Annotated in this window: 15 protein-coding genes and 1 riboswitch; of the genes, 5 read left to right on the top strand and 10 right to left on the bottom strand. The window is 56.9% G+C overall.

Annotation, left to right across the window (positions count from 1 at the left end; translation table 11 throughout):
* Positions 1-252: 252 nt before the first annotated feature.
* Positions 253-1,104: a glutamate racemase gene (murI, locus tag ACLI4M_RS10425; protein WP_048914303.1), complete on the bottom strand. Its 852-nt coding sequence runs from the start codon at positions 1,102-1,104 to the stop codon at positions 253-255.
* Positions 1,049-2,938, bottom strand: a complete 1,890-nt coding sequence (btuB, locus tag ACLI4M_RS10420; RefSeq protein WP_133622276.1) for a TonB-dependent vitamin B12 receptor BtuB — start codon at positions 2,936-2,938, stop codon at positions 1,049-1,051. The genes murI and btuB overlap by 56 nt, the downstream gene beginning before the upstream one ends.
* Before the next feature lie 67 nt (positions 2,939-3,005).
* A riboswitch (cobalamin riboswitch) is annotated at positions 3,006-3,311 on the bottom strand.
* A 123-nt stretch (positions 3,312-3,434) separates the two neighbouring features.
* Between btuB and trmA the strand changes: the two genes are divergently transcribed.
* Complete coding sequence (gene trmA / locus ACLI4M_RS10415; protein ID WP_048914301.1) at positions 3,435-4,535, top strand: tRNA (uridine(54)-C5)-methyltransferase TrmA; 1,101 nt, start codon at positions 3,435-3,437, stop codon at positions 4,533-4,535.
* A gap of 38 nt (positions 4,536-4,573) precedes the next feature.
* Here trmA and ACLI4M_RS10410 read toward each other — a convergent pair whose 3' ends face one another.
* Together ACLI4M_RS10410 and fabR are read right to left on the bottom strand one after the other, a co-directional pair.
* Entirely contained in the window at positions 4,574-4,927 is a 354-nt protein-coding gene (locus tag ACLI4M_RS10410; RefSeq protein WP_048914300.1) for a YijD family membrane protein, read from the bottom strand.
* 12 nt (positions 4,928-4,939) lie between these two features.
* Complete coding sequence (fabR, locus tag ACLI4M_RS10405; RefSeq protein WP_048914299.1) at positions 4,940-5,581, bottom strand: HTH-type transcriptional repressor FabR; 642 nt, start codon at positions 5,579-5,581, stop codon at positions 4,940-4,942.
* Positions 5,582-5,772: 191 nt separating this feature from the next.
* Here fabR and sthA point away from each other — a divergent pair, with 191 nt between their 5' ends.
* The gene (gene sthA, locus ACLI4M_RS10400) at positions 5,773-7,173 is read left to right on the top strand and encodes a Si-specific NAD(P)(+) transhydrogenase (RefSeq protein ID WP_048914295.1); all 1,401 of its coding nucleotides are present in this window, start codon (positions 5,773-5,775) and stop codon (positions 7,171-7,173) included.
* On the opposite strand, the gene oxyR is transcribed toward sthA, so the two are convergent.
* Positions 7,156-8,076: a DNA-binding transcriptional regulator OxyR gene (oxyR, locus tag ACLI4M_RS10395; protein ID WP_048914294.1), complete on the bottom strand. Its 921-nt coding sequence runs from the start codon at positions 8,074-8,076 to the stop codon at positions 7,156-7,158. The two genes, sthA and oxyR, sit on opposite strands and share 18 nt — an antisense overlap.
* Before the next feature lie 135 nt (positions 8,077-8,211).
* Between oxyR and ACLI4M_RS10390 the strand changes: the two genes are divergently transcribed.
* Positions 8,212-8,943, top strand: a complete 732-nt coding sequence (locus ACLI4M_RS10390) for a redoxin family protein (protein WP_133622277.1) — start codon at positions 8,212-8,214, stop codon at positions 8,941-8,943.
* 73 nt (positions 8,944-9,016) lie between these two features.
* On the opposite strand, the gene argH is transcribed toward ACLI4M_RS10390, so the two are convergent.
* The 3 genes from argH to argB form a co-directional block, all read right to left on the bottom strand.
* Entirely contained in the window at positions 9,017-10,390 is a 1,374-nt protein-coding gene (gene argH / locus ACLI4M_RS10385) for an argininosuccinate lyase (protein WP_048914292.1), read from the bottom strand.
* 90 nt (positions 10,391-10,480) lie between these two features.
* Entirely contained in the window at positions 10,481-11,695 is a 1,215-nt protein-coding gene (locus ACLI4M_RS10380) for an argininosuccinate synthase (RefSeq protein ID WP_133622278.1), read from the bottom strand.
* A 26-nt stretch (positions 11,696-11,721) separates the two neighbouring features.
* Positions 11,722-12,498 (bottom strand): acetylglutamate kinase, encoded by a 777-nt coding sequence (gene argB, locus ACLI4M_RS10375; RefSeq protein WP_133622279.1) that lies wholly within the window; start codon positions 12,496-12,498, stop codon positions 11,722-11,724.
* Positions 12,499-12,620: 122 nt separating this feature from the next.
* On the opposite strand from argB, the gene argE reads away from it, so the two are divergent.
* Positions 12,621-13,772, top strand: a complete 1,152-nt coding sequence (gene argE, locus ACLI4M_RS10370; RefSeq protein ID WP_133622280.1) for an acetylornithine deacetylase — start codon at positions 12,621-12,623, stop codon at positions 13,770-13,772.
* A 245-nt stretch (positions 13,773-14,017) separates the two neighbouring features.
* A complete protein-coding gene (ppc, locus tag ACLI4M_RS10365; RefSeq protein WP_133622281.1) occupies positions 14,018-16,669 on the top strand; it encodes a phosphoenolpyruvate carboxylase in 2,652 nt (883 codons plus the stop codon).
* 250 nt (positions 16,670-16,919) lie between these two features.
* Here the strand turns inward: ppc and metF are convergent, their stop codons facing one another.
* Together metF and ACLI4M_RS10355 are read right to left on the bottom strand one after the other, a co-directional pair.
* Positions 16,920-17,822 carry a methylenetetrahydrofolate reductase gene (gene metF, locus ACLI4M_RS10360; protein ID WP_048914288.1) on the bottom strand — a complete coding sequence of 301 codons (903 nt, stop codon included), beginning with the start codon at positions 17,820-17,822 and terminating at the stop codon, positions 16,920-16,922.
* A gap of 276 nt (positions 17,823-18,098) precedes the next feature.
* Positions 18,099-20,534, bottom strand: coding sequence for a bifunctional aspartate kinase/homoserine dehydrogenase II (locus ACLI4M_RS10355; protein ID WP_133622282.1), 2,436 nt, complete (start codon positions 20,532-20,534; stop codon positions 18,099-18,101).
* Positions 20,535-20,536: the final 2 nt, after the last annotated feature.

The following is a 20,536-nucleotide window of genomic DNA, read 5'->3' as shown; positions in this document are numbered from 1 at the left end:
TTGTTAAAGAGCGTTGCGAGCAGTGCCGAAGCATCCTGTCGCGAGGTGGCGTATATTACGCTTTCCTCCTTCGGAGTCAACTTCTTTTTGAGAAGTTTTTCCGGCGGTTCAGAACTTCCTGAACCTCTTAACACGCTGGCCTGTAAGCCGTTGTTCCGTGTCAGTGGAGGCGCATTATAGGGAATTTCTGGAGGCTGACAAGGGCAAATCGCAAAAAACTTTTTGAGTGCTGTTTTTTTGCTCTAAACACCCTTAAACAGCCAGTTTTTCGAGCTTTTCGAAGCCATAACGCTGTAAAACGGGCATTAATTGCACAGCTTGTTCAGTAATATCCATACAGAAAGCGATATTGGCATCCGCGGAAACGGCATGCGGGGATACATTTTCCAGTAACCAGACGGTGCGTCGCGCAATCGCCGCGCCAGAATCTATTAAACGCGTCCCTTCCGGCAGCACCTGTTGCAGCTCTTCGCTAATAAGAGGGAAGTGGGTACAGCCCAGCACCACCGTATCCGGTGGCTCCTGCATCCGCAGCCACGGCTGCAGAACGCGCTTCACTTCTTCTATTGCTACCGGTTGCCCATGCAGTTTTGCTTCCGCCAGCGCCACCAGTTCTGACGAACCGATCATCTCCGTTTTGCATTCGCTACCGAAGCGCGCAACCAGCTCATGAGTATAAGGGCGTTTCACGGTGCCGCGCGTTGCCAGCAGGCCAACGACACCGTTACGCGTCAGGCGTGCGGCAGGTTTAATGGCAGGTACGACGCCCACCACCGGAAATTCAAAGCGTGCGCGCAGGGCCGGCAGCGTCACGGTACTTGCCGAGTTACAGGCGATAACCACTAACGCAAGAGGATAGAGGCGGGTGACCGCTTCAACGATAGCGAGCACGCGCTCAACGATAAACTCTTCCGACTTCTCGCCATAAGGAAAGGCAACGTTGTCGAAAGCGTAGAGATAATGGAGGTCCGGCAGCAATTTGCGGATCTCATCATAGACTGAAAGCCCACCGACGCCGGAGTCAAACACCAGCACGGTGGGGCGTTCTTTAGAAGTTGTAGCTGCCGCTGAGGTAGTATTCCCGTCCAGGGGTTTCATAACCATACGCTGTCTCGTAATCTTTATCGAACAGGTTGGCAATTCTACCACGAACGGTGAGATGGGATGTGACCGGATACGAAACTGCAAGATCCCACAGGCTTACGCCGCCCATTTTTACACGCGGGCTTGGATAAACGCTGTAGTCGGTATCATAGCGCTGACCGAGATACTGATAGCTCAGGGACCAGTCAAACTCCGCCACGGCCCAGTCCAGCTGATATTTAACCTGCTGTTTAGCACGGCGCGCCAGCACTTCATTGGTCACGGCATTACGCGGGTCAAGATAGTCGTAAGATAGGGTATGCGCCAGTGGACCGGTATCAAAGGACGCCGTCGCCTCCACACCTTTAATACGCGCTTTCTTAATATTGCTGTAATGCGAGGTGGAATCGAAATCGATCAAATCATCGATATCGTTACGATAGCCGGAAAAACGCCAGTTTACCGGCCCGGTTAACCCTTCAAAGCCCCCTTCCCACTGCTTGCTTTTCTCAGGCTGCAGATCGCGATTACCGTAGCTTTCGCTGTAAACCTGATTGAGGTTAGGAGCCTTAAAAGCAGTACCGTAGGAAGCAAACACGCTGTAGCCATCGACAAACTCCCAGGCCGCGCTGCTCTGCCAGGTGTTATGCCAGCCAAAAGCATTATTGTCATCGCCGCGCACCGCGCCTTCCAGCGTCACGCTACCCAGTTTCTGCTGTGTGGTGGCGTAGATGCCGGTGTTACGCTGCTGCTGGCCCGCCGCAACATAATTAGTGCCAGGTTCTGATGTCTGCTTCTGCCAGTCAACGCCGCCGCTAACCGTACCATAACCGGCCGCCAGCGTATTACCCCACTGCAGGTTGTATTGCTGCACATCATCTAACGTCGAGGCCGGGCCATAGCGCCCTTTTGACGGGTCAAAGTTGAGATCTTTCGTGTGGCTGTAGCTGGCAATCAGCTGTGAGGAGTAAATCCCGCGGTTGAAACGCAGCCCGGTATCCCAGCTTTGGCTATAGAGCTGGCGGGTATCCGGCATGCCCAATAAAGCGAAGGAGGAACTGTCGTAGACCAGTGAACCATCATAGTCAGAGCGGTTGTCAAAGCCATAACCACGGAAAAATCCGCTGAACTCATCATTAAACTGATGCTCCACGTTCCCGTACAGGGATTTACTCATAAAGCCATCGCGATCCGGCTGGGCAGGGTCACCGAATGCATTCGGGTATCCAGCCACCACATCGTAGCCTTTGGTATAGGTGTAGCTGCCGGCCAGCGTCACCAGGGTATTTTCCCCCAGGCGCTGCTGCGTGGAACCGTCATAGGACTGATAGCCATTTGAACCGATACCGGCGTTCAGCGTTGTACCCGGCTTATCACGTCCGGTAATGATATTAATCACGCCACCAATCGCGTCCGAACCATAGACCGCTGAGCGCGCCCCGCGCACATATTCAATGCGCTGAACCAGAGAAACCGGGATCTGGCTAAGATCGGACGCACCGCTAATGCCCGCCTGATTCAGGCGAATACCATCAATCAGCACCAGCACGTGGTTAGAGTTGGTTCCGCGAATAAACAGCGAGCTTTGCTGGCCCATTCCGCCGTTTTGAGCGATATCAACGCCGGGCAAGCGGCGCATCACATCCGTCAGCGTTTTCGACTGCCAGCGGTCGATCTGCTCTTTTGTGACGACCGTCGTGGGTGCCAGCACGGAAGAGACGGGTTGCGCAAAACGATTCGCCGTCACCACCTGCGTCTCTTCATTACTGACTTGTGCAAAGCCGTTTTGCGCCCAGAGGGAAATCGCCGTAGCGCTAAACGCCAGCAGCGTGTTTTTGTTTTTTGTTGTAAACATGACCAAGCATCCAAAAGAAGTGCAGGATGCCGCAGGCATACGATCGATAGCACGCGATGATCGTAAGAAATGCGACGTTATTCCGGCAGGTCTTCGGGCTCAGAATCGGTTGCTCGTCATACTCCACGTTACATGTGCGTTGGCTTCACTCATTCACCCGAATCACTTACTACTGTAAGCTCATTGGGACTCACTTATTTGCCGCCTTCCTGTAACGCGAATTATTTTGAGCATTGGTGGCAATGACTTCCCGTCCTGAGACAGTGTCTGCGTTACGCTATTGTCACGACATTCTTTACCGCTGCGCGTCAGCTCCAGATTTGCACTGGATTCCCTTTTAACTCGCGGGGAGGCCGGAGCCGCAGTTTAAGTTCAATAAAATTAGAAATCCAGATATCCGGACATCCATAAATGACGATTTTTGCACAATACTGGACATGAGTTAAAGAATCCCTACAATCGCCCGGCTATCACCGCCAAATATTCAGGAATAACCATGACGCCCGAACAGCTGCCTATTGAACAATACGATGACCAACTCGCCGAGAAAGTGACACGACTGACGTCGATGATGTCCGTGTTTAACGCTCCCGAGGTCGAGGTCTTCCGTTCACCGGTAAGCCACTATCGGATGCGCGCCGAATTCCGCGTCTGGCATGACGGTGATGACCTCTACCACATCATTTTCGATCAGGAGACGCGCGACCGCATTCGCGTCGACAGCTTCCCGGCAGCCAGCGAGCTGATTAACCGCCTGATGCCGCGTCTGATTGCCGCTGCCCGAGAGCAGCACGTTCTGCGCTATAAGCTGTTCCAGATTGACTATCTGTCAACGGTCAGCGGCCAGATCGTGGTCTCCCTGCTGTATCACCGCAAGCTGGATGAAGAGTGGCAGCAGGCCGCCAGCGCTCTGCGCGACGCGCTGCGTGCCGAAGGGTTTGATCTGCATCTGATTGGCCGCGCCACCAAAACTAAGATCTGCCTCGACCGCGACTATGTCGACGAGTGTCTGACTATCGACGGGCGGGAGATGATCTACCGCCAGGTGGAGAACAGCTTCACTCAGCCGAATGCGGCAATGAATGTGCAGATGCTGGAGTGGGCGCTGGATACCACGCGCAATTCAAGCGGTGACCTGCTGGAGCTGTACTGCGGCAACGGTAACTTCTCACTGGCGCTGGCGCGCAATTTCCGTCGGGTGCTGGCGACCGAGATCGCCAAGCCTTCCGTTGCCTCTGCGCAGTACAATATCGCGGTGAACCAGATCGATAACGTGCAGATCATTCGCATGGCGGCAGAAGAGTTTACCCAGGCGATGAACGGCGAAAGGAGCTTCAGAAGGTTGGAAGGGATCGATCTGACCAGCTACGAGTGCGAAACCATCTTCGTCGACCCACCGCGCAGCGGTCTGGATGAGGAAACGGTGAAGATGGTGCAGGCTTATCCACGCATCCTGTATATCTCCTGCAACCCGCAGACGCTGTGTGATAACCTCGCCACGCTGTCGGCTACGCATGAGGTGACGCGCCTGGCGCTGTTCGACCAGTTCCCGTATACCCATCATATGGAGTGCGGCGTGCTATTGACTCGCCGCTGATAAATGATTGTCGGGCGACGCCTGTCGCCCGGCTGTATTCAGCTAACTTTACGTGCTCGCCACTTCATCGCGATCCAGAACACCACTACCACCATCAGCACGGTCGGCACAAAATTCGAACCGATATCAGGGTATTCCGCCCGCACCATTGCGCTATACAGCAGAATACCCAGCAGGAAAAACGCGGCGGCCAGCGAAGGCATCCCGTCCGGCATTGCACGGTTCAGATAGCGCTGATGCAGGCACCAGGCAGCAAGGCACAGCGTGATGAGCGGGAAGATAGAAAATGGTACCAGTGAACTGAACAGTACCGAAAATGAACCGTTGAGTGAAAGCCCGGCAATAAAGGTCAGCAGTAGCGTTCCCTTGTCCCGGCTCGTAGCTAAATTCATGTCACCACCCTTTTAGTCTTTGGATTCCAGCGTCACCGCCAGCCTCTCCTGTTCACGACGATACCAGTAGTACGCCCCTTTCGAGATCATCCGCAGCTGCAGCACCAGTCGTTCTTCCAGCTGGCGGCGCTGTTCAGCGTCAATATCCAGCGCTTCCGCACCGGCATTAAACACAATAATGACCATCGCTTCCGCCTGCGCTTCAGTAAAGCTGCGCGGCATGCGGTTTTCTATTTCCAGATAGTCGGCCAGTTCGGCGATAAAGTGCTGAATTTCACGCGCCACCGCAGCACGAAATGCAGCGGAGGTTCCTGAACGTTCACGCAGTAACAGGCGAAAGGCATTTGGGTTATCGCCGATAAATTCCATAAAGGTGGAGACGGAAGTGCGGATCACGCTGCCACCTTTGGCAATACGCTGACGCGCCTGGCGCATCAACTGACGCAGCATCAGGCCGCTCTCATCCACCATGGTCAGCCCTAATTCATCTACATCACGAAAGTGACGATAAAATGACGTTGGGGCGATACCGGCTTCGCGGGCAACTTCCCTCAGGCTAAGGCTGGCGAAACTCCGCTCGGCGCTTAATTGACTAAACGCCGCTTCGATAAGTGTACGCCGTGTACGTTCTTTTTGCTGCGCTCTGACGCCCATATTAGTGCCTGTTTTGCCTGCAAGGGGGCACTATAGCAAAAATTTCAGCGTACAGTGGGCCAAACTTTGTGAACGCCTGTTAACCCTGTAATTTGGCAATTGATGGCAAAAAATACGGTTACAATTGGGAACTGCGCGCTGAGATGTTAGAATCTCGTTGTAAAATTGTATAAGAAATAGGACGTATTGGTATGCAACAGTCTTATGATTACGACGCCATTGTTATTGGTTCCGGTCCGGGCGGTGAAGGTGCCGCAATGGGGCTGGTGAAACAGGGAGCGCGCATTGCCGTTATCGAGCGCTACCACAATATCGGCGGCGGGTGTACACACTGGGGAACCATCCCTTCGAAAGCGCTGCGCCACGCCGTCAGCCGCATTATCGAGTTTAACCAGAACCCACTGTATAGCGACCACACACGTCTTCTGCGTTCTTCTTTTGCCGACATTCTGAATCACACCGAAAACGTTATCAGCCAGCAAACCCGCATGCGTCAGGGTTTCTACGAGCGTAATCACTGTGAGCTGTTCCAGGGTGATGCACGTTTTGTTGATGCCAACACCATCGAAGTTGAAAGCCATGACGGCACGATTGAACGCCTGACCGCCAGCAAATTCGTTATCGCCTGCGGTTCACGCCCTTATCATCCGCCGGATGTCGACTTTGCCCATCCACGCATCTACGACAGCGACTCTATCCTCAACCTGCACCACGAACCGGACCATGTGATTATCTATGGGGCCGGGGTGATCGGCTGTGAGTACGCGTCAATTTTCCGTGGCCTGTCGGTCAAGGTTGACCTGATCAACACCCGCGACCGCCTGCTGGCGTTCCTCGATCAGGAAATGTCAGACTCGCTTTCCTACCACTTCTGGAACAATGGCGTCGTTATTCGTCATAACGAAGAGTTTGAGAAAATTGAAGGGGTGGCAGATGGCGTGATTATGCATCTGAAATCCGGCAAAAAATTGAAAGCCGACTGCCTGCTTTACGCCAATGGCCGTACCGGTAACACCGACTCACTGTCGCTGGAAAACGTCGGTCTGGAGGCGGATGGTCGTGGTCTGTTGAAGGTTAACAGCATGTACCAGACGGCGCAGCCGCATATCTACGCGGTGGGGGATGTGATTGGTTACCCAAGCCTGGCGTCTGCCGCCTACGATCAGGGCCGTATTGCTGCCCAGGCAATGGTAAAAGGTGAAGCGACCGCACACCTGATTGAAGATATCCCAACCGGTATCTATACCATCCCGGAAATCAGCTCCGTTGGTAAAACCGAGCAGCAGCTGACGGCGATGAAGGTGCCTTACGAAGTGGGCCGTGCGCAGTTTAAACACCTGGCGCGTGCGCAGATCGTTGGCATGAACGTCGGTAGCCTGAAAATCCTGTTCCACCGCGAGACCAAAGAGATCCTCGGCATTCACTGCTTCGGCGAGCGTGCTGCGGAGATCATTCACATCGGTCAGGCGATTATGGAGCAGAAAAACGGTGGCAACACGATTGAGTACTTCGTGAATACCACCTTTAACTACCCGACAATGGCGGAAGCCTACCGGGTGGCGGCGCTAAACGGCTTAAACCGCCTGTTTTAACGCGCCGCTGCTCATCACGCCCTGCATATGTTCACGGATCGCCTCAGCCAGCTGCTCATAGCGGCCGCGCAGAGGTGAACCGGGGCGATACACTAACGCGATGGTGCGCTGTGGAACCGGCTTATAACAGTCGAGATAACACACCCCATCGCGTACTCTCTCCTTAGGCACCGCCAGCGATGGCAACAGCGTAATCCCGCTGCCTGCCGCCACCATATTACGCAGCGTTTCCAGACTGGTTGCGCGGAAGTGCGTATCTTCATCGGCACCCGCCTGGAAGCAGAAGCCCATCGCCTGATCGCGCAGACAGTGTCCGTCTTCCAGCATCAGCAGCTTCTCACCGGCCAGATCCGACATCGGCACGCGATCGCGCTCATGCCATGGATGATCGGCATAGATTGCCAGCTTCATCGGTTCGTCAAACAGCGGGACTTCAATAAACGCTTCCGACTCTTTCACCAGCGCCAGAATGGCACAGTCCAGCTTGCCGCTATCGAGCTGCGCCAGCAGCTGCTGAGTCTGCGCTTCGTGCAGATACATCTCCAGCTTCGGGAAGGTCCGATGCAGCGAAGGAATAATCTGCGGCAGCAGATACGGGCCAACGGTTGGGATCAGGCCGATATGCAGCGGGCCGGACATCGCCTCGCCCTGCTGGCTGGCCATCTCTTTCAGCACTTTCACTTCGCGCAGCACGGTACGCGCCTGATCCACCAGCAGCAGCCCGGCCTGGGTGAATAACACTTTGCGGCTGGTGCGCTCCAGCAGCATCACGCCCAGCTCATCTTCCAGCTTGCGGATCTGCCCGCTCAGCGTTGGCTGGCTGACATGGCAGGCATCGGCGGCACGGCGAAAATGGCGATGTTCCGCCAGCGAAACCAGATACTCCAGATCACGAATGTTCATCTCAATCCTCTATTCCACGATAGCCCGTGACGATAGATAGCATAGCAACCAACGATTATCCCTATCAAGCCTGAATGACAATAATGTGCCCCTGCAGAAATACAGCAGCCTTATCCGTTTATTAAGAGGTCTTTTATGTTTGCAAGTCAGGAAGGTAAATCAATCCCGCAGGTCACTTTTCACACGCGTCAGGGCGATAGCTGGGTCGACGTCACCACTGATGAGCTGTTTAAAGATAAAACGGTGATCGTCTTTTCACTGCCGGGCGCATTTACCCCAACCTGCTCCTCCAGCCATCTGCCGCGCTATAACGAGCTGTCCGACGTGTTCAAAAAACATGGCGTGGACAGCATCCTGTGCGTGTCGGTCAATGACACCTTTGTGATGAACGCCTGGAAAGCCGATCAGCGCGCCGGGAACATCACCTTTATTCCCGATGGCAACGGGGATTTCACCCGCGGCATGGAGATGCTGGTTGAGAAAGCTGACATTGGCTTTGGTCCGCGCTCATGGCGCTACTCAATGCTGGTGCGCAACGGCGTGGTAGAGAAAATGTTTGTCGAACCAAACAAGCCGGGCGACCCGTTTGAAGTGTCCGATGCGGATACCATGCTGCGCTATGTTGCGCCGGAATATAAGGTGCAGGAGTCCGTTTCCCTGTTCAGCAAGCCGGGCTGCCCGTTCTGCGCCAAGGCAAAACAGATGCTGATTGACCGTGGGATTCAGTTTGAAGAGATCGTGCTGGGCCAGGATGCGACCACCGTCAGCCTGCGTGCCGTTAGCGGCCGCTCCACCGTGCCACAGGTGTTTATCGGCGGGCGCCACATCGGCGGCAGCGATGATTTAGAGCAGTTCTTCGCGGCGTAAAACAAAAAGGGGATGGGCATGCTCATCCCCTACAACTTTACCCAGGGGTCGGACTTGCCGACCCACAACGCGATTACGCCAGACGCTGCTTCGCTGCGGTAATCGCTTTCGATACCTGATGCGGTGAGACGCCGCCTTGCGCATTACGCTTGTCGAGGCAGGATTGCAGCGACAGGATCGGGTAAACATCCTCGCCAATCACGCTGCTGAACTTCTGCAAATCAGATAACTTCAGTGCTTCCAGCGCCACGCCCTGCTTGATCGCTTCCACCACGGTTTCACCAACAATATGGTGCGCTTCACGGAACGGTACGCCTTTGGCGACCAGATAATCCGCCAGCTCGGTGGAGTTAGCATAGCCCTGCTCGGCCGCTTCCTGGCAGCGCGGACGTTTCACCTGAATGCCATCCAGCACCAGTGCCGCCATATGCAGACAGTCAGACCAGGTATCGAGCGCGTCGAACAGCCCTTCTTTGTCTTCCTGCATATCTTTGTTGTACGCCAGCGGCAGGCCTTTCAGCGTCATGCTCATCGCGGTCAGGGCACCCTGTACGCGGCCCACTTTGCCACGGATCAACTCCAGCGCGTCCGGGTTTTTCTTCTGCGGCATCAGGGAAGAGCCGGAAGTCACTTTATCAGACAACTCAACAAAGCCCGCCTCACCGGTATTGAAGAAGATCAGATCTTCGGCAAAGCGCGACAGGTGCACCATACCGATAGACGCATCGGACAGCAGCTCCAGCACATGATCGCGGTCAGAAACGGTATCAAGGCTGTTGCGGGTGGCAGAGGCAAAGCCTAACCAGCCGGCCAGCTGCTCGCGGTCGATTTCATAGGCGGTTCCTGCCAGTGCGCCACAGCCCAGCGGGCTGACGTCAAGGCGCTTCAGCGTGTCCTGCAGGCGGCTTTCGTCGCGCGCCAGCATCTCAACATAGGCAAGGCACCAGTGTGCAAACGTCACCGGCTGGGCGCGCTGCAGGTGGGTATAACCCGGCATCACCGCATCCTGATTGGCTTCCGCGGTGGCGATCAGCGCCTGCTGGAACTGACGTGTGGCGATCAGCAGCTCGCTGACCTGCGCCTTACACCACAGTTTCAGGTCGGTCGCGACCTGATCGTTACGGCTACGGCCGGTATGGAGCTTTTTGCCCAGCGAACCGACTTTGTCGATCAGCTTGCCTTCCACCCAGCTGTGAATATCTTCGGCGTCACTTTCCAGAATCTGCTGTGGATTCGCGCGCACTTCTTCCAAAAGAACATTCAGCGCGCCTTCCAGCTGCTGCTGCTCATCGGAGGTTAAAACATTGACGGTCACCAGCGCTTTGGACCAGGCAACGGAACCGGTGATGTCCTGCTCTGCCAGACGATAGTCGAAGCGCAGTGAGTCATTGAATAACTTGAAACGTTGATCTGCAGCCTGCGTAAACCGTCCACCCCAAAGTGCCATGATGCGTACTCCCTTCAAATAATGTAATAAGGGCGGCACATGTGCCGCCCCTACGAATGCCTGTAGGGGCGAGTTACCTCGCCCGAAATATTACTTCTTCTCGTTCAGCGCGCGGATGCGTGAAGAGAGCGAGAACAGACGGATAAAGCCGCCCGCGTGACGGTGATCGTACACTTCGTCTTCGCCGAAGGTGGCGAACTCTTCAGAATAGAGGCTGTTGGCCGATTTCTTCTGGATAGCGGTCACCTGGCCTTTGTACAGCTGCAGCACCACTTCGCCGCTCACATCTTCCGCCAGTGCAGCGGCAGAAGCCTGAATGGATTTACGCAGCGGTGCGAACCAGCGACCGTCATAAACGACATAGGACATTTCCAGGCCCAGCTGCTCACGCCATTTGAAGCTGTCACGGTCCAGAACCAGCTGCTCAACCGCGCGCAGCGCGTTAACCATGATGGTGCCGCCAGGCGTTTCGTAGCAGCCGCGGGACTTGATGCCCACCAGACGGTTTTCCACGATGTCGATACGGCCCACGCCGTGACGCGCACCAATGGCATTCAGTTTGTCCAGGCAGCCGAACGGGCTAAGCGCTTCACCATTGACGGCAACCACGCGGCCTTTCTCTACGGAGACGGTAACCTGCTCAGGCTGATCCGGTGCTTCCAGCGGATCGACGGTCCACACCCAGCAATCTTTGTTCGGGGCATTCCACGGGCTTTCCAGCACGCCGCCTTCGGTAGAGATGTGCCACGCATTTTCGTCACGGCTGTAGATTTTCTCCAGCGACGCGGTGGTCGGGATATTACGCTCTTTCAGATAGTCCAGCAGCGCTTCACGGGAACGCAGGTTCCACTCACGCCATGGCGCGACCACTTTCAGCTGTGGAGCCAGCGCAGTGTAGGTGGTTTCGAAACGTACCTGGTCGTTACCTTTACCGGTTGCGCCGTGGCACAGGGCATCAGCCCCCACTTTCAGCGCCAGCTCAACCTGCGCTTTAGCAATGATTGGGCGCGCCATCGACGTCCCCAGCAGGTAAGTGCCTTCATACAGCGCACCGGTCTGCAGCACCGGATAAACGTACTCGCTGATGAACTCTTCACGCAGGTCCACCACGTGACATTCTGACGCACCGGACTGTAACGCTTTCTGCTCAACGCCTTCCAGATCGCCACGTTCCTGACCGATATCCGCCACGAACGCCACCACTTCACACCCGCCGTAGTTCTCTTTCAGCCATGGAATGATGGCCGAAGTGTCCAGACCGCCGGAGTAAGCCAGTACGATTTTTTTGATGCTTTTGTCTTGCATTGTCTTTTCCTTGAAAACGTTTCTGTTTAAGCGAGGATACGGGTGCCGATGGACACGCCGTTAAATAGGGTCGGCAGCTGTTCGGCATGGCGCCAGCTGGCGATATCCACCGGGCGGCCCAGAGTACGGGCGGCTTCGAGTGCGGCATTTACTTTAACGATCATACCGTCGGTAATCACCCCGTCAGCGATCAGCTGCCCGGCTTTTTCCGCCGTCATCTCTTCGATGCGCTGCTTGTTAGCATCGAGAATACCGCTAACGTCCGAGAGCAGGACCAGATCGGCACCCAGCGTCGCGGCCAGTGCCGTCGCCGCCTGGTCAGCGTTGACGTTCATCAGCAGGCCATCAGCGGTGATGCCGATTGAGCTGACCACGGGCAGATAGCCCGCGCCCAGCAGCGTAGTAATCAGGCGTGGGGAACCCGGCGTTGCCAGCCCCACGTGACCCAGTTCATCATCAAACTGTGCCACCTCAACACTGCCGCCGTCGCCGAGACACAGGCCAACGGCATCAATGCCATGTTTTTTCGACCAGGCCAGCAGGGTTTTGTTCGCTGTACCCGCCAGCGCCCCGGTGATAATGTCGATCTGATCGGCGGGAGTGACGCGCAAACCGTTTTTCTTCTTCACCGGCAGCGCCAGCTTGCTCATCAGTTCATCGACCAGGCAGCCGCCACCGTGAACGATCAGCAGCGGTCGCTGATGCGTGGTACGGTAGCTAACCAGTGCAGTAAACAGACGCTCAAGCGCCTCTTCGCTGTCCAGCAGCACACCGCCTAACTTGATAATTAACGGATTGGTCATCAACTCAACTCGCTCTCTGTGATAGATAGAATTATCGGTTTCCATCTGGTCGCTGATATTGTATTTTTATTCACTATTAGTGCATGAATATTGATACTATCCTAACCCAAGGACTGTCAACAGTGAAGACAAAATTACCCCCTTTTATTGAGATTTACCGCCAACTGATTGCAACGCCATCAATCAGCGCCACCGACAGCGCGCTCGACCAGAGTAATGAAACTTTAATCAGTTTGCTGGCCGGCTGGTTCCGCGATCTGGGCTTCAGCGTGGAAGTGCAGCCGGTGCCCGGCACGCGCAACAAATTCAATATGCTGGCGAAGAGCGGCGAAGGCGCAGGTGGCCTGCTGTTGGCCGGTCACACCGACACGGTGCCGTTTGACGATGGCCGCTGGACGCGCGACCCGTTCACTCTGACCGAGCACGACAACAAGCTTTACGGCCTCGGCACCGCCGACATGAAAGGTTTCTTCGCCTTTATTTTAGACACCCTGCGTGATATTGACGTGTCAGCGCTGAAAAAGCCGCTGTATATCCTCGCCACCGCCGATGAAGAGACCACCATGGCCGGGGCGAAATTCTTTTCTGAATCCACCACGCTACGCCCGGACTGCGCGATAATCGGTGAGCCTACCTCGCTGAAACCGGTGCGGGCGCACAAAGGCCATCTGTCTAACGTGATCCGCATTCAGGGCCAGTCCGGCCACTCCAGCGATCCGGGGCGCGGCGTCAATGCCATTGAGCTGATGCATGAGTCAATCACCCAGCTGATGGCGCTGCGCAACACGCTGAAGACACGCTTCCACCACGACGGCTTCGCCATTCCTTATCCGACCATGAACTTCGGCCACATCAGCGGCGGTGATGCGGCCAACCGTATCTGCGCCTGCTGCGAGCTGCATATGGATATCCGCCCGCTGCCGGGGCTGACGTTAAGCGATCTCGATGAGCTGCTGAATGACGCGCTGGCCCCGGTCAGTGCGCGCTGGCCGGGTCGACTGACCGTGGGTGAACTGCACCCGCCAATCCCGGGCTACGAATGCCCGCGTGAGCACCAGCTGGTGCAGGTGGTGGAGAAACTGCTGGGGACCGAAACCGAAGTGGTGAACTACTGCACCGAAGCACCGTTTATTCAGGAAATCTGCCCGACGCTGGTTTTAGGCCCGGGATCGATCAATCAGGCACACCAGCCGGATGAATTTATCGATACCGCATTTATTAAGCCGACTCGCGAACTGATCGCCCAGGTGGTGCATCATTTTTGCTATCACTAAGTGAAAATCGGGGCAATTGACTGTGAAAACAGCCGTTTGCCCCTGATTTCAATTATTCGGGATGATAAGAATAACTTATCTCACTCCGTCGCCATTAAATTTCATAAATTCCCGCAAGTTAGCACCACAATGGGGCAGATTTAAGTCAATTGACGAATGGTTCTTAACGTGGCTAGATAAAAGGCTGCGTTATGCCCATAAGGGTGAAATAAAGTAACAAATACAAGAAGGGTGTCAGGGGTCATATGAACGAACAATATTCCGCAATGCGAAGTAATGTCAGTATGCTCGGCAAACTGCTCGGGGATACAATTAAGGATGCTCTGGGAGAGAACATTCTCGATCGGGTTGAAACAATCCGTAAGCTCTCCAAGTCATCACGTGCGGGAAATGATGCCCACCGTCAGGAACTGCTGACCACGCTGCAAAATTTGTCCAACGATGAACTGCTGCCGGTCGCCCGCGCGTTCAGTCAGTTCCTCAATCTGACCAACGTGGCCGAGCAGTACCACACCATTTCACCAAAGGGCGAAGGCCCGAATCAGACAGAGCTGCTGGCGAACACCTTTGAACGCCTGAAGCAGCAGCCGGACCTGACCGAAGCCGCCGTTCGTGAGGCCATTGAATCCCTGTCGCTGGAACTTGTTCTTACCGCGCACCCGACTGAAATTACCCGCCGTACCCTGATCCACAAACTGGTGGAAGTGAACAGCTGCCTTAAGCAGTTGGATCACAACGACCTGTCCGACTATGACCGTGGGCAGATCATGCGCCGCCTGCGCCAGCTGGTCGCCCAGGCCTGGCACACCGATGAAATTCGCAAATACCGCCCTTCCCCGATTGATGAAGCCAAATGGGGCTTTGCTGTGGTTGAAAACAGCCTGTGGGAAGGGGTGCCTAACTTCCTGCGCGAGCTGAACGAGCAGGTTGAAGAGTCCTTTGGCTATCAGCTGCCGGTCGATTTTGTCCCGGTACAGTTCACCTCGTGGATGGGCGGCGACCGTGACGGCAACCCGAACGTCACCGCCGACATAACCCGCCATGTGCTGCAGCTCAGCCGCTGGAAAGCCACCGATCTGTTCCTGCGTGATATCGCCGTGCTGGTCTCTGAGCTGTCGATGTCGGAATGTACGCCAGAAGTGCGCGAGCTGTGCGGCAACCCGGAAGCGCTGGAGCCGTACCGCGAGATCATGAAAAACCTGCGCGGCCAGCTGATGAGCACCCAGGCCTATCTGGAGCGCCGTCTGAAGGGCGAGCGCCTGCCGCGCCCGGCCAACCTGCTGATCTCCAACGACCAGCTGTGGGACCCGCTCTATACCTGCTATCAGTCACTGCAAGCCTGTGGCATGGGCATTATCGCCAACGGCCAGCTGCTCGATACCCTGCGCCGCGTGAAGTGCTTCGGCGTACCGCTGGTGCGTATCGATATCCGTCAGGAGAGCACCCGCCACACCGAAGCCATTGCCGAAATTACCCGCTACCTTGGCCTTGGTGATTATGAGAGCTGGTCAGAAGCCGACAAACAGGCCTTCCTGATCCGCGAGCTAAGCTCTAAACGTCCGCTGCTGCCGCGCCAGTGGGAGCCAAGCGCCGACACCAAAGAGGTGCTGGAAACCTGCCGCGTGGCGGCAGAAGTGCCAAAAGGCTCGATCGCGGCCTACGTGATCTCCATGGCGAAAACGCCGTCGGACGTGCTGGCGGTTCACCTGCTGCTGAAAGAGTCCGGGATAAATTACGCGATGCCGGTAGCGCCGCTGTTTGAAACCCTCGATGACCTGAACAACGCCAACGACGTGATGAGCCAGCTGCTGAATATCGACTGGTATCGCGGCCTGATTCAGGGCAAACAGATGGTGATGATTGGCTATTCCGACTCGGCGAAAGATGCCGGGGTGATGGCAGCCAGCTGGGCGCAGTATCAGGCTCAGGATGCGCTGATCAAAACCTGCGAGAAGGCCGGTATCACCCTGACGCTGTTCCACGGGCGCGGCGGTTCTATCGGCCGTGGCGGCGCACCGGCACACGCCGCGCTGCTGTCACAGCCTCCGGGCAGCCTGAAGGGCGGCCTGCGCGTCACCGAGCAGGGCGAGATGATCCGCTTTAAGTACGGCCTGCCGGAAGTGACCATCAGCAGCCTGTCGCTCTACACCGGGGCGATCCTCGAAGCCAACCTGCTGCCGCCGCCGGAGCCAAAAGCGGAGTGGCGCGAGATCATGGACCAGCTGTCCGATGTCTCCTGCAACATGTACCGCGGCTACGTGCGCGAGCATGCGGACTTCGTGCCGTACTTCCGCTCGGCAACGCCGGAGCTGGAGCTGGCCAAGCTGCCGCTGGGTTCACGCCCTGCCAAGCGCCGTCCGACCGGCGGCGTCGAGTCGCTGCGTGCTATCCCGTGGATCTTCGCCTGGACGCAGAACCGCCTGATGCTGCCCGCCTGGCTGGGTGCCGGTGCCGGCCTGCAGAAAGCAATGGAAGATGGCCACCAGGCAACGCTGGAAGCCATGTGTCGCGACTGGCCGTTCTTCTCTACTCGCCTCGGGATGCTGGAAATGGTGTTCTCGAAGGCTGACCTGTGGCTGGCGGAATATTACGATCAGCGCCTGGTCGACAAATCCCTGTGGTCGCTGGGTAAACAGCTGCGCGACCAGCTGGATTCCGATATTAAAGCGGTGCTGACCATCGCCAATGACTCGCATCTGATGGCCGACCAGCCGTGGATTGCCGAGTCGATTGCGCTGCGTAACGTCTATACCGACCCGCTGAACGTGCTGCAGGCAGAGCTGCTGCACCGTTCACGCCAGCAGGAAGCAGAAGGCGGCGAGCCGGATGCCCGCGTCGAGCAGGCGCTGATGGTCACTATCGCCGGGGTGGCGGCGGGGATGCGCAATACCGGTTAATCCGGTAACGCGGGCCGATCGAAAAAAATCATCGTCATCGTGGCCGGTGGAAATCATCGGCACGGGCCGATCGGAAAAAATGATCGTCATCACGACCTGTGGAAATCGTCGGCACGGGCCGATCGGAAAAAATGATCGTCATCACGACCTGTGGAAATCGTCGGCACGGGCCGATCGGAAAAAATGATCGGCCCCTACAAAACCGTAGGGGCGGACCTTCTTTTTCGGTCCGCCCTGAAACGTTTAAACCTCAGGCATTTACCACCGTTTCCGGGCGCACGCCCAGCGTGTGGCAGATGGCGTAGCTCAGTTCGGCGCGGTTCAGGGTATAGAAATGGAAGTCTTTCACCCCTTCGCGGCTGAGGATCTTCACCATATCCATCGCCACGTTGGCACCGACCATTTTGCGGGTTTCCGGGTCGTTATCCAGCCCTTCAAACATGCTGGTCATCCAGCCCGGTACGCGCACGTTCGTCATGGCGGCGAAACGCTGCAGCTGCCTGAAGTTCGATACCGGCAGGATGCCAGGCACGATCTCGACATCAATGCCGGTCGACACGCAGCGGTCGCGAAAGCGCAGATAGCTCTCCACATCGAAGAAGAACTGGGTGATGGCACGGTTGGCGCCCGCATCGATTTTACGCTTGAGGTTAATCAGATCCGCCTGGGCGCTTTTCGCCTCCGGATGCACCTCCGGGTAAGCCGCCACGGAAATATCGAAATCACCCACCTCTTTCAGCAGCGCAACCAGATCCGCCCCGTACATTTCGGGCTTGCCAGCGCCAGGCGGCAGGTCACCGCGCAGCGCGACGATATGGCGAATCCCATTGTTCCAGTAATCCTGAGCAATATTGCGCAGCTCATCGCGGCTGGCATCGATGCAGGTCAGGTGCGGGGCGGCTTCCAGACCGGTGCGGTCTTTAATGCCTTTAATGATGCTGTGCGTTCGGTCGCGCTCGCCGGAATTGGCCCCATAAGTCACCGAAACGAATTTCGGCTTCAGGCTGCTGAGGCGATCGATAGAGCTCCACAGGGTCTCTTCCATTTCACTGGTGCGCGGCGGAAAGAACTCGAATGAGACATTAATCTGCCCGTTAATCTCGGCCAGACTCTGATTCAGTGCTTCGCGCTGATTTGCATGGAAAAAACTCATACCCGCTTACCTCATCGATCGCTTTGGCTTATTTCTTCGCCGTCACACGTCTATCCGTTTAGACGTCCAGACATTCAAAATGACGGAATTTGCCTGGTCAGTCAACAGAAAAATCACGACCTGCGCTGACAGATACGCAATAAAGGTGAGGGAAATTCATACAGAGATTGTGCAGGGGCCAGGCATGCAGAGAAGGTGTAGGTGCCTGGCATGTCTGGCCCAAATCAGCAGAGATGGTGTAGGGGCCAGGCATGCCTGGCCCAAATCAGGAAGGGATTACAGCAGCTGTGCCAGGCGATTCAGGTCAGACTGGATTGCCCCGGCAGTAACATCGCGCCCGGCGCCCGGGCCGCGGATCACCAGCGGATTATCGCGATACCAGCGGCTCTCAATGGCGAAGACGTTATCGCACGGCAGCAGCGCCGCCAGCGGATGATCGGGGCGCACCGCTTCCACGCCGACACGCGCTTTACCGTTGGCATCGAAACGCGCCACGTGGCGCAGCACCAGCCCCAGCTCCTGCGCCGCTTCAAAGCGCTGCACCATCTGCTCATTCAGCTCATCGGCATTCTCAAAGAAGTCATCCACCGAGCCGGACTGATAGCTGGCAGGCACCAGCGACTCGACGCGCACCTGATCGGGTTCGATGTCATAGCCCGCTTCACGCGCGAGGATCACCAGCTTGCGCATCACGTCCTGGCCGGAGAGATCGACGCGCGGATCGGGTTCCGTCAACCCCTGCTGCCAGGCCTGATCCACCAGCTCGGTAAACGGCACGGTGCCGTCAAACTGCAGAAACAGCCAGGAGAGCGTTCCGGAGAAGACGCCGCTGATCGACAGAATGCTGTCGCCGCTTTCGCGCAGGTCGCGCACGGTGTGGTTAACCGGCAGTCCGGCACCGACGGTCGCGTTATACAGCCAGTGACGCCCGGTTTTAGCGAAGGCATCACGGATCTGGCGATAGCTGCCGCTGGTTGCCGCCCCCGCCACTTTGTTCGCGCCAATCACGTGGAAACCGTAGCTGGCGAAATCGAGGTACTGCGCGGCAAGGGTTTCGCTGGCGGTCACATCCAGCACCACCAGGTCATCAAACGGGTGCTCGCGCATCCACAGGAACAGCGATTCCTGATCCTGCTCAACCGCTTCATCCTCGAAGAACGCCAGCGCGCGGCTGGCATCCAGACCGTCATAGCTCAGCAGGCTGCGGCGGCTGTCGACCACCCCGGCCAGGATATATTCAAAACCGGTGCGCGCAGAAAGGGTCTTCTGCTCGCGCGCGAACAGCTCCAGCCAGCGTGAACCGATATTGCCTTTGCCAAACAGCACCAGGCCAATCTGCTTCTCAGCGCGGAACAGCGTCTGGTGCAGACCACGGATCAGATGTTCGGTTGGCCCCACGCGCAGCACCGCCACCAGGCTGATGCCCTCCTGCGACTGGCAGATAAACTCCACCGGCTGATCTTTCATCTGCTGCCAGAAACGGTGGCTGTGCAGCGGGTTACGGCAGACGCCTGCGCCGACCATCGCCACCATTGCCATGCCATCGCGCAGCTGTAAACGACCCGGCAGCGCCGAATCCTCCAGCAGGGTCAGCGCGCTGTTCACCACTTCCGAGGTGTAGCAGAGCTGCAGCAGATTACGGTCAGGATGCACGCCGGTTGCCAGCGGGCGCATCTGCGCGCGCTTCAGTAAATGGTCGATCTCTTTGTGCATCGCGGCAAAATCATGCTGCGCCGGGACCTGGAACTCAATCAGGCAGACATCATCGTGGCTGGTAACAATACGTGCGCCGGTGCCGGAAGCCAGCACGCGTTCAATGCGGGTAGAGCCTTCGTCTGGCGTATAGCTGCAGCGCAGCTGTAGATCGATATCGCTGCCGGAAACCGGCTGCAGCGTGCGGGTGTGCAGCACCGGGGCAGCAAGGCGCGCCAGCTCGCTGGCTTCATCCAGGCGCAGCAGCGGCAGCAGGCAGGCATCTTTCACTTTGCGTGGGTCCGCGCTGTAAACCCCGGCGACATCGCTCCAGATGGTGACGCGCGACACGCCCGCCAGCGCACCGATCTGCGTGGCGGAGTAGTCACTGCCGTTGCGCCCCAACAGCACCGTTTCTCCGGCGTCATTGGCGCAGATAAATCCGGTAACGACCAGGCGCTGCGCTGCGCGTGGCGCCATCAGCTGTTGCAGCAGCGGGGCGGATTTCTCTTCATCCACCTGCGGCTGTGCGCCACGTTCAGCGCGCAGGAACTGGCGTGCATCCAGCCAGCTGGCGTCGATATCACGCCGGGCAAGGACGGCAGCCATCAGGCGCGCCGACCAGATCTCACCGTGCCCCACCACTTCAGCATAAACCGCCTCGGTGATGGGACCGTCCAGCAGCGCGGCCAGTTTTTCCAGATCATGAATAAATTCAGCAATCATCGGGGCAGCCGTCTCGGGCGGCAGCAGGCTGCTAATCAGTTCGCTCTGATAGCGACGCAGCGCCTGCTGCACCTGATGCGCAGATAACCGGTCGCTCTGGCTAAGCTTCAGCCAGCTGATCAGCTGATTAGTGGTGCTGCCCGCTGCCGAGACCACCATCAGGTCGCCCGGCTGGCTGTACTCCGCCATAATCCCGGCAACGCGCTGGTAGCATTTGGCATCGGCCAGACTACTGCCACCAAATTTATGCAACTGCCGTGTCCCCAACGCCCCTGCCACTGCTGAATAACTCATGC

Source organism: Erwinia sp. LJJL01, from assembly GCF_047300805.2.
In the GTDB taxonomy this organism is placed as follows: Bacteria; Pseudomonadota; Gammaproteobacteria; order Enterobacterales; family Enterobacteriaceae; genus Erwinia; species Erwinia aphidicola.
The sequence above is the reverse complement of the archived record's forward strand: the minus strand, read 5'-3'. Positions and strand labels throughout refer to the sequence as shown.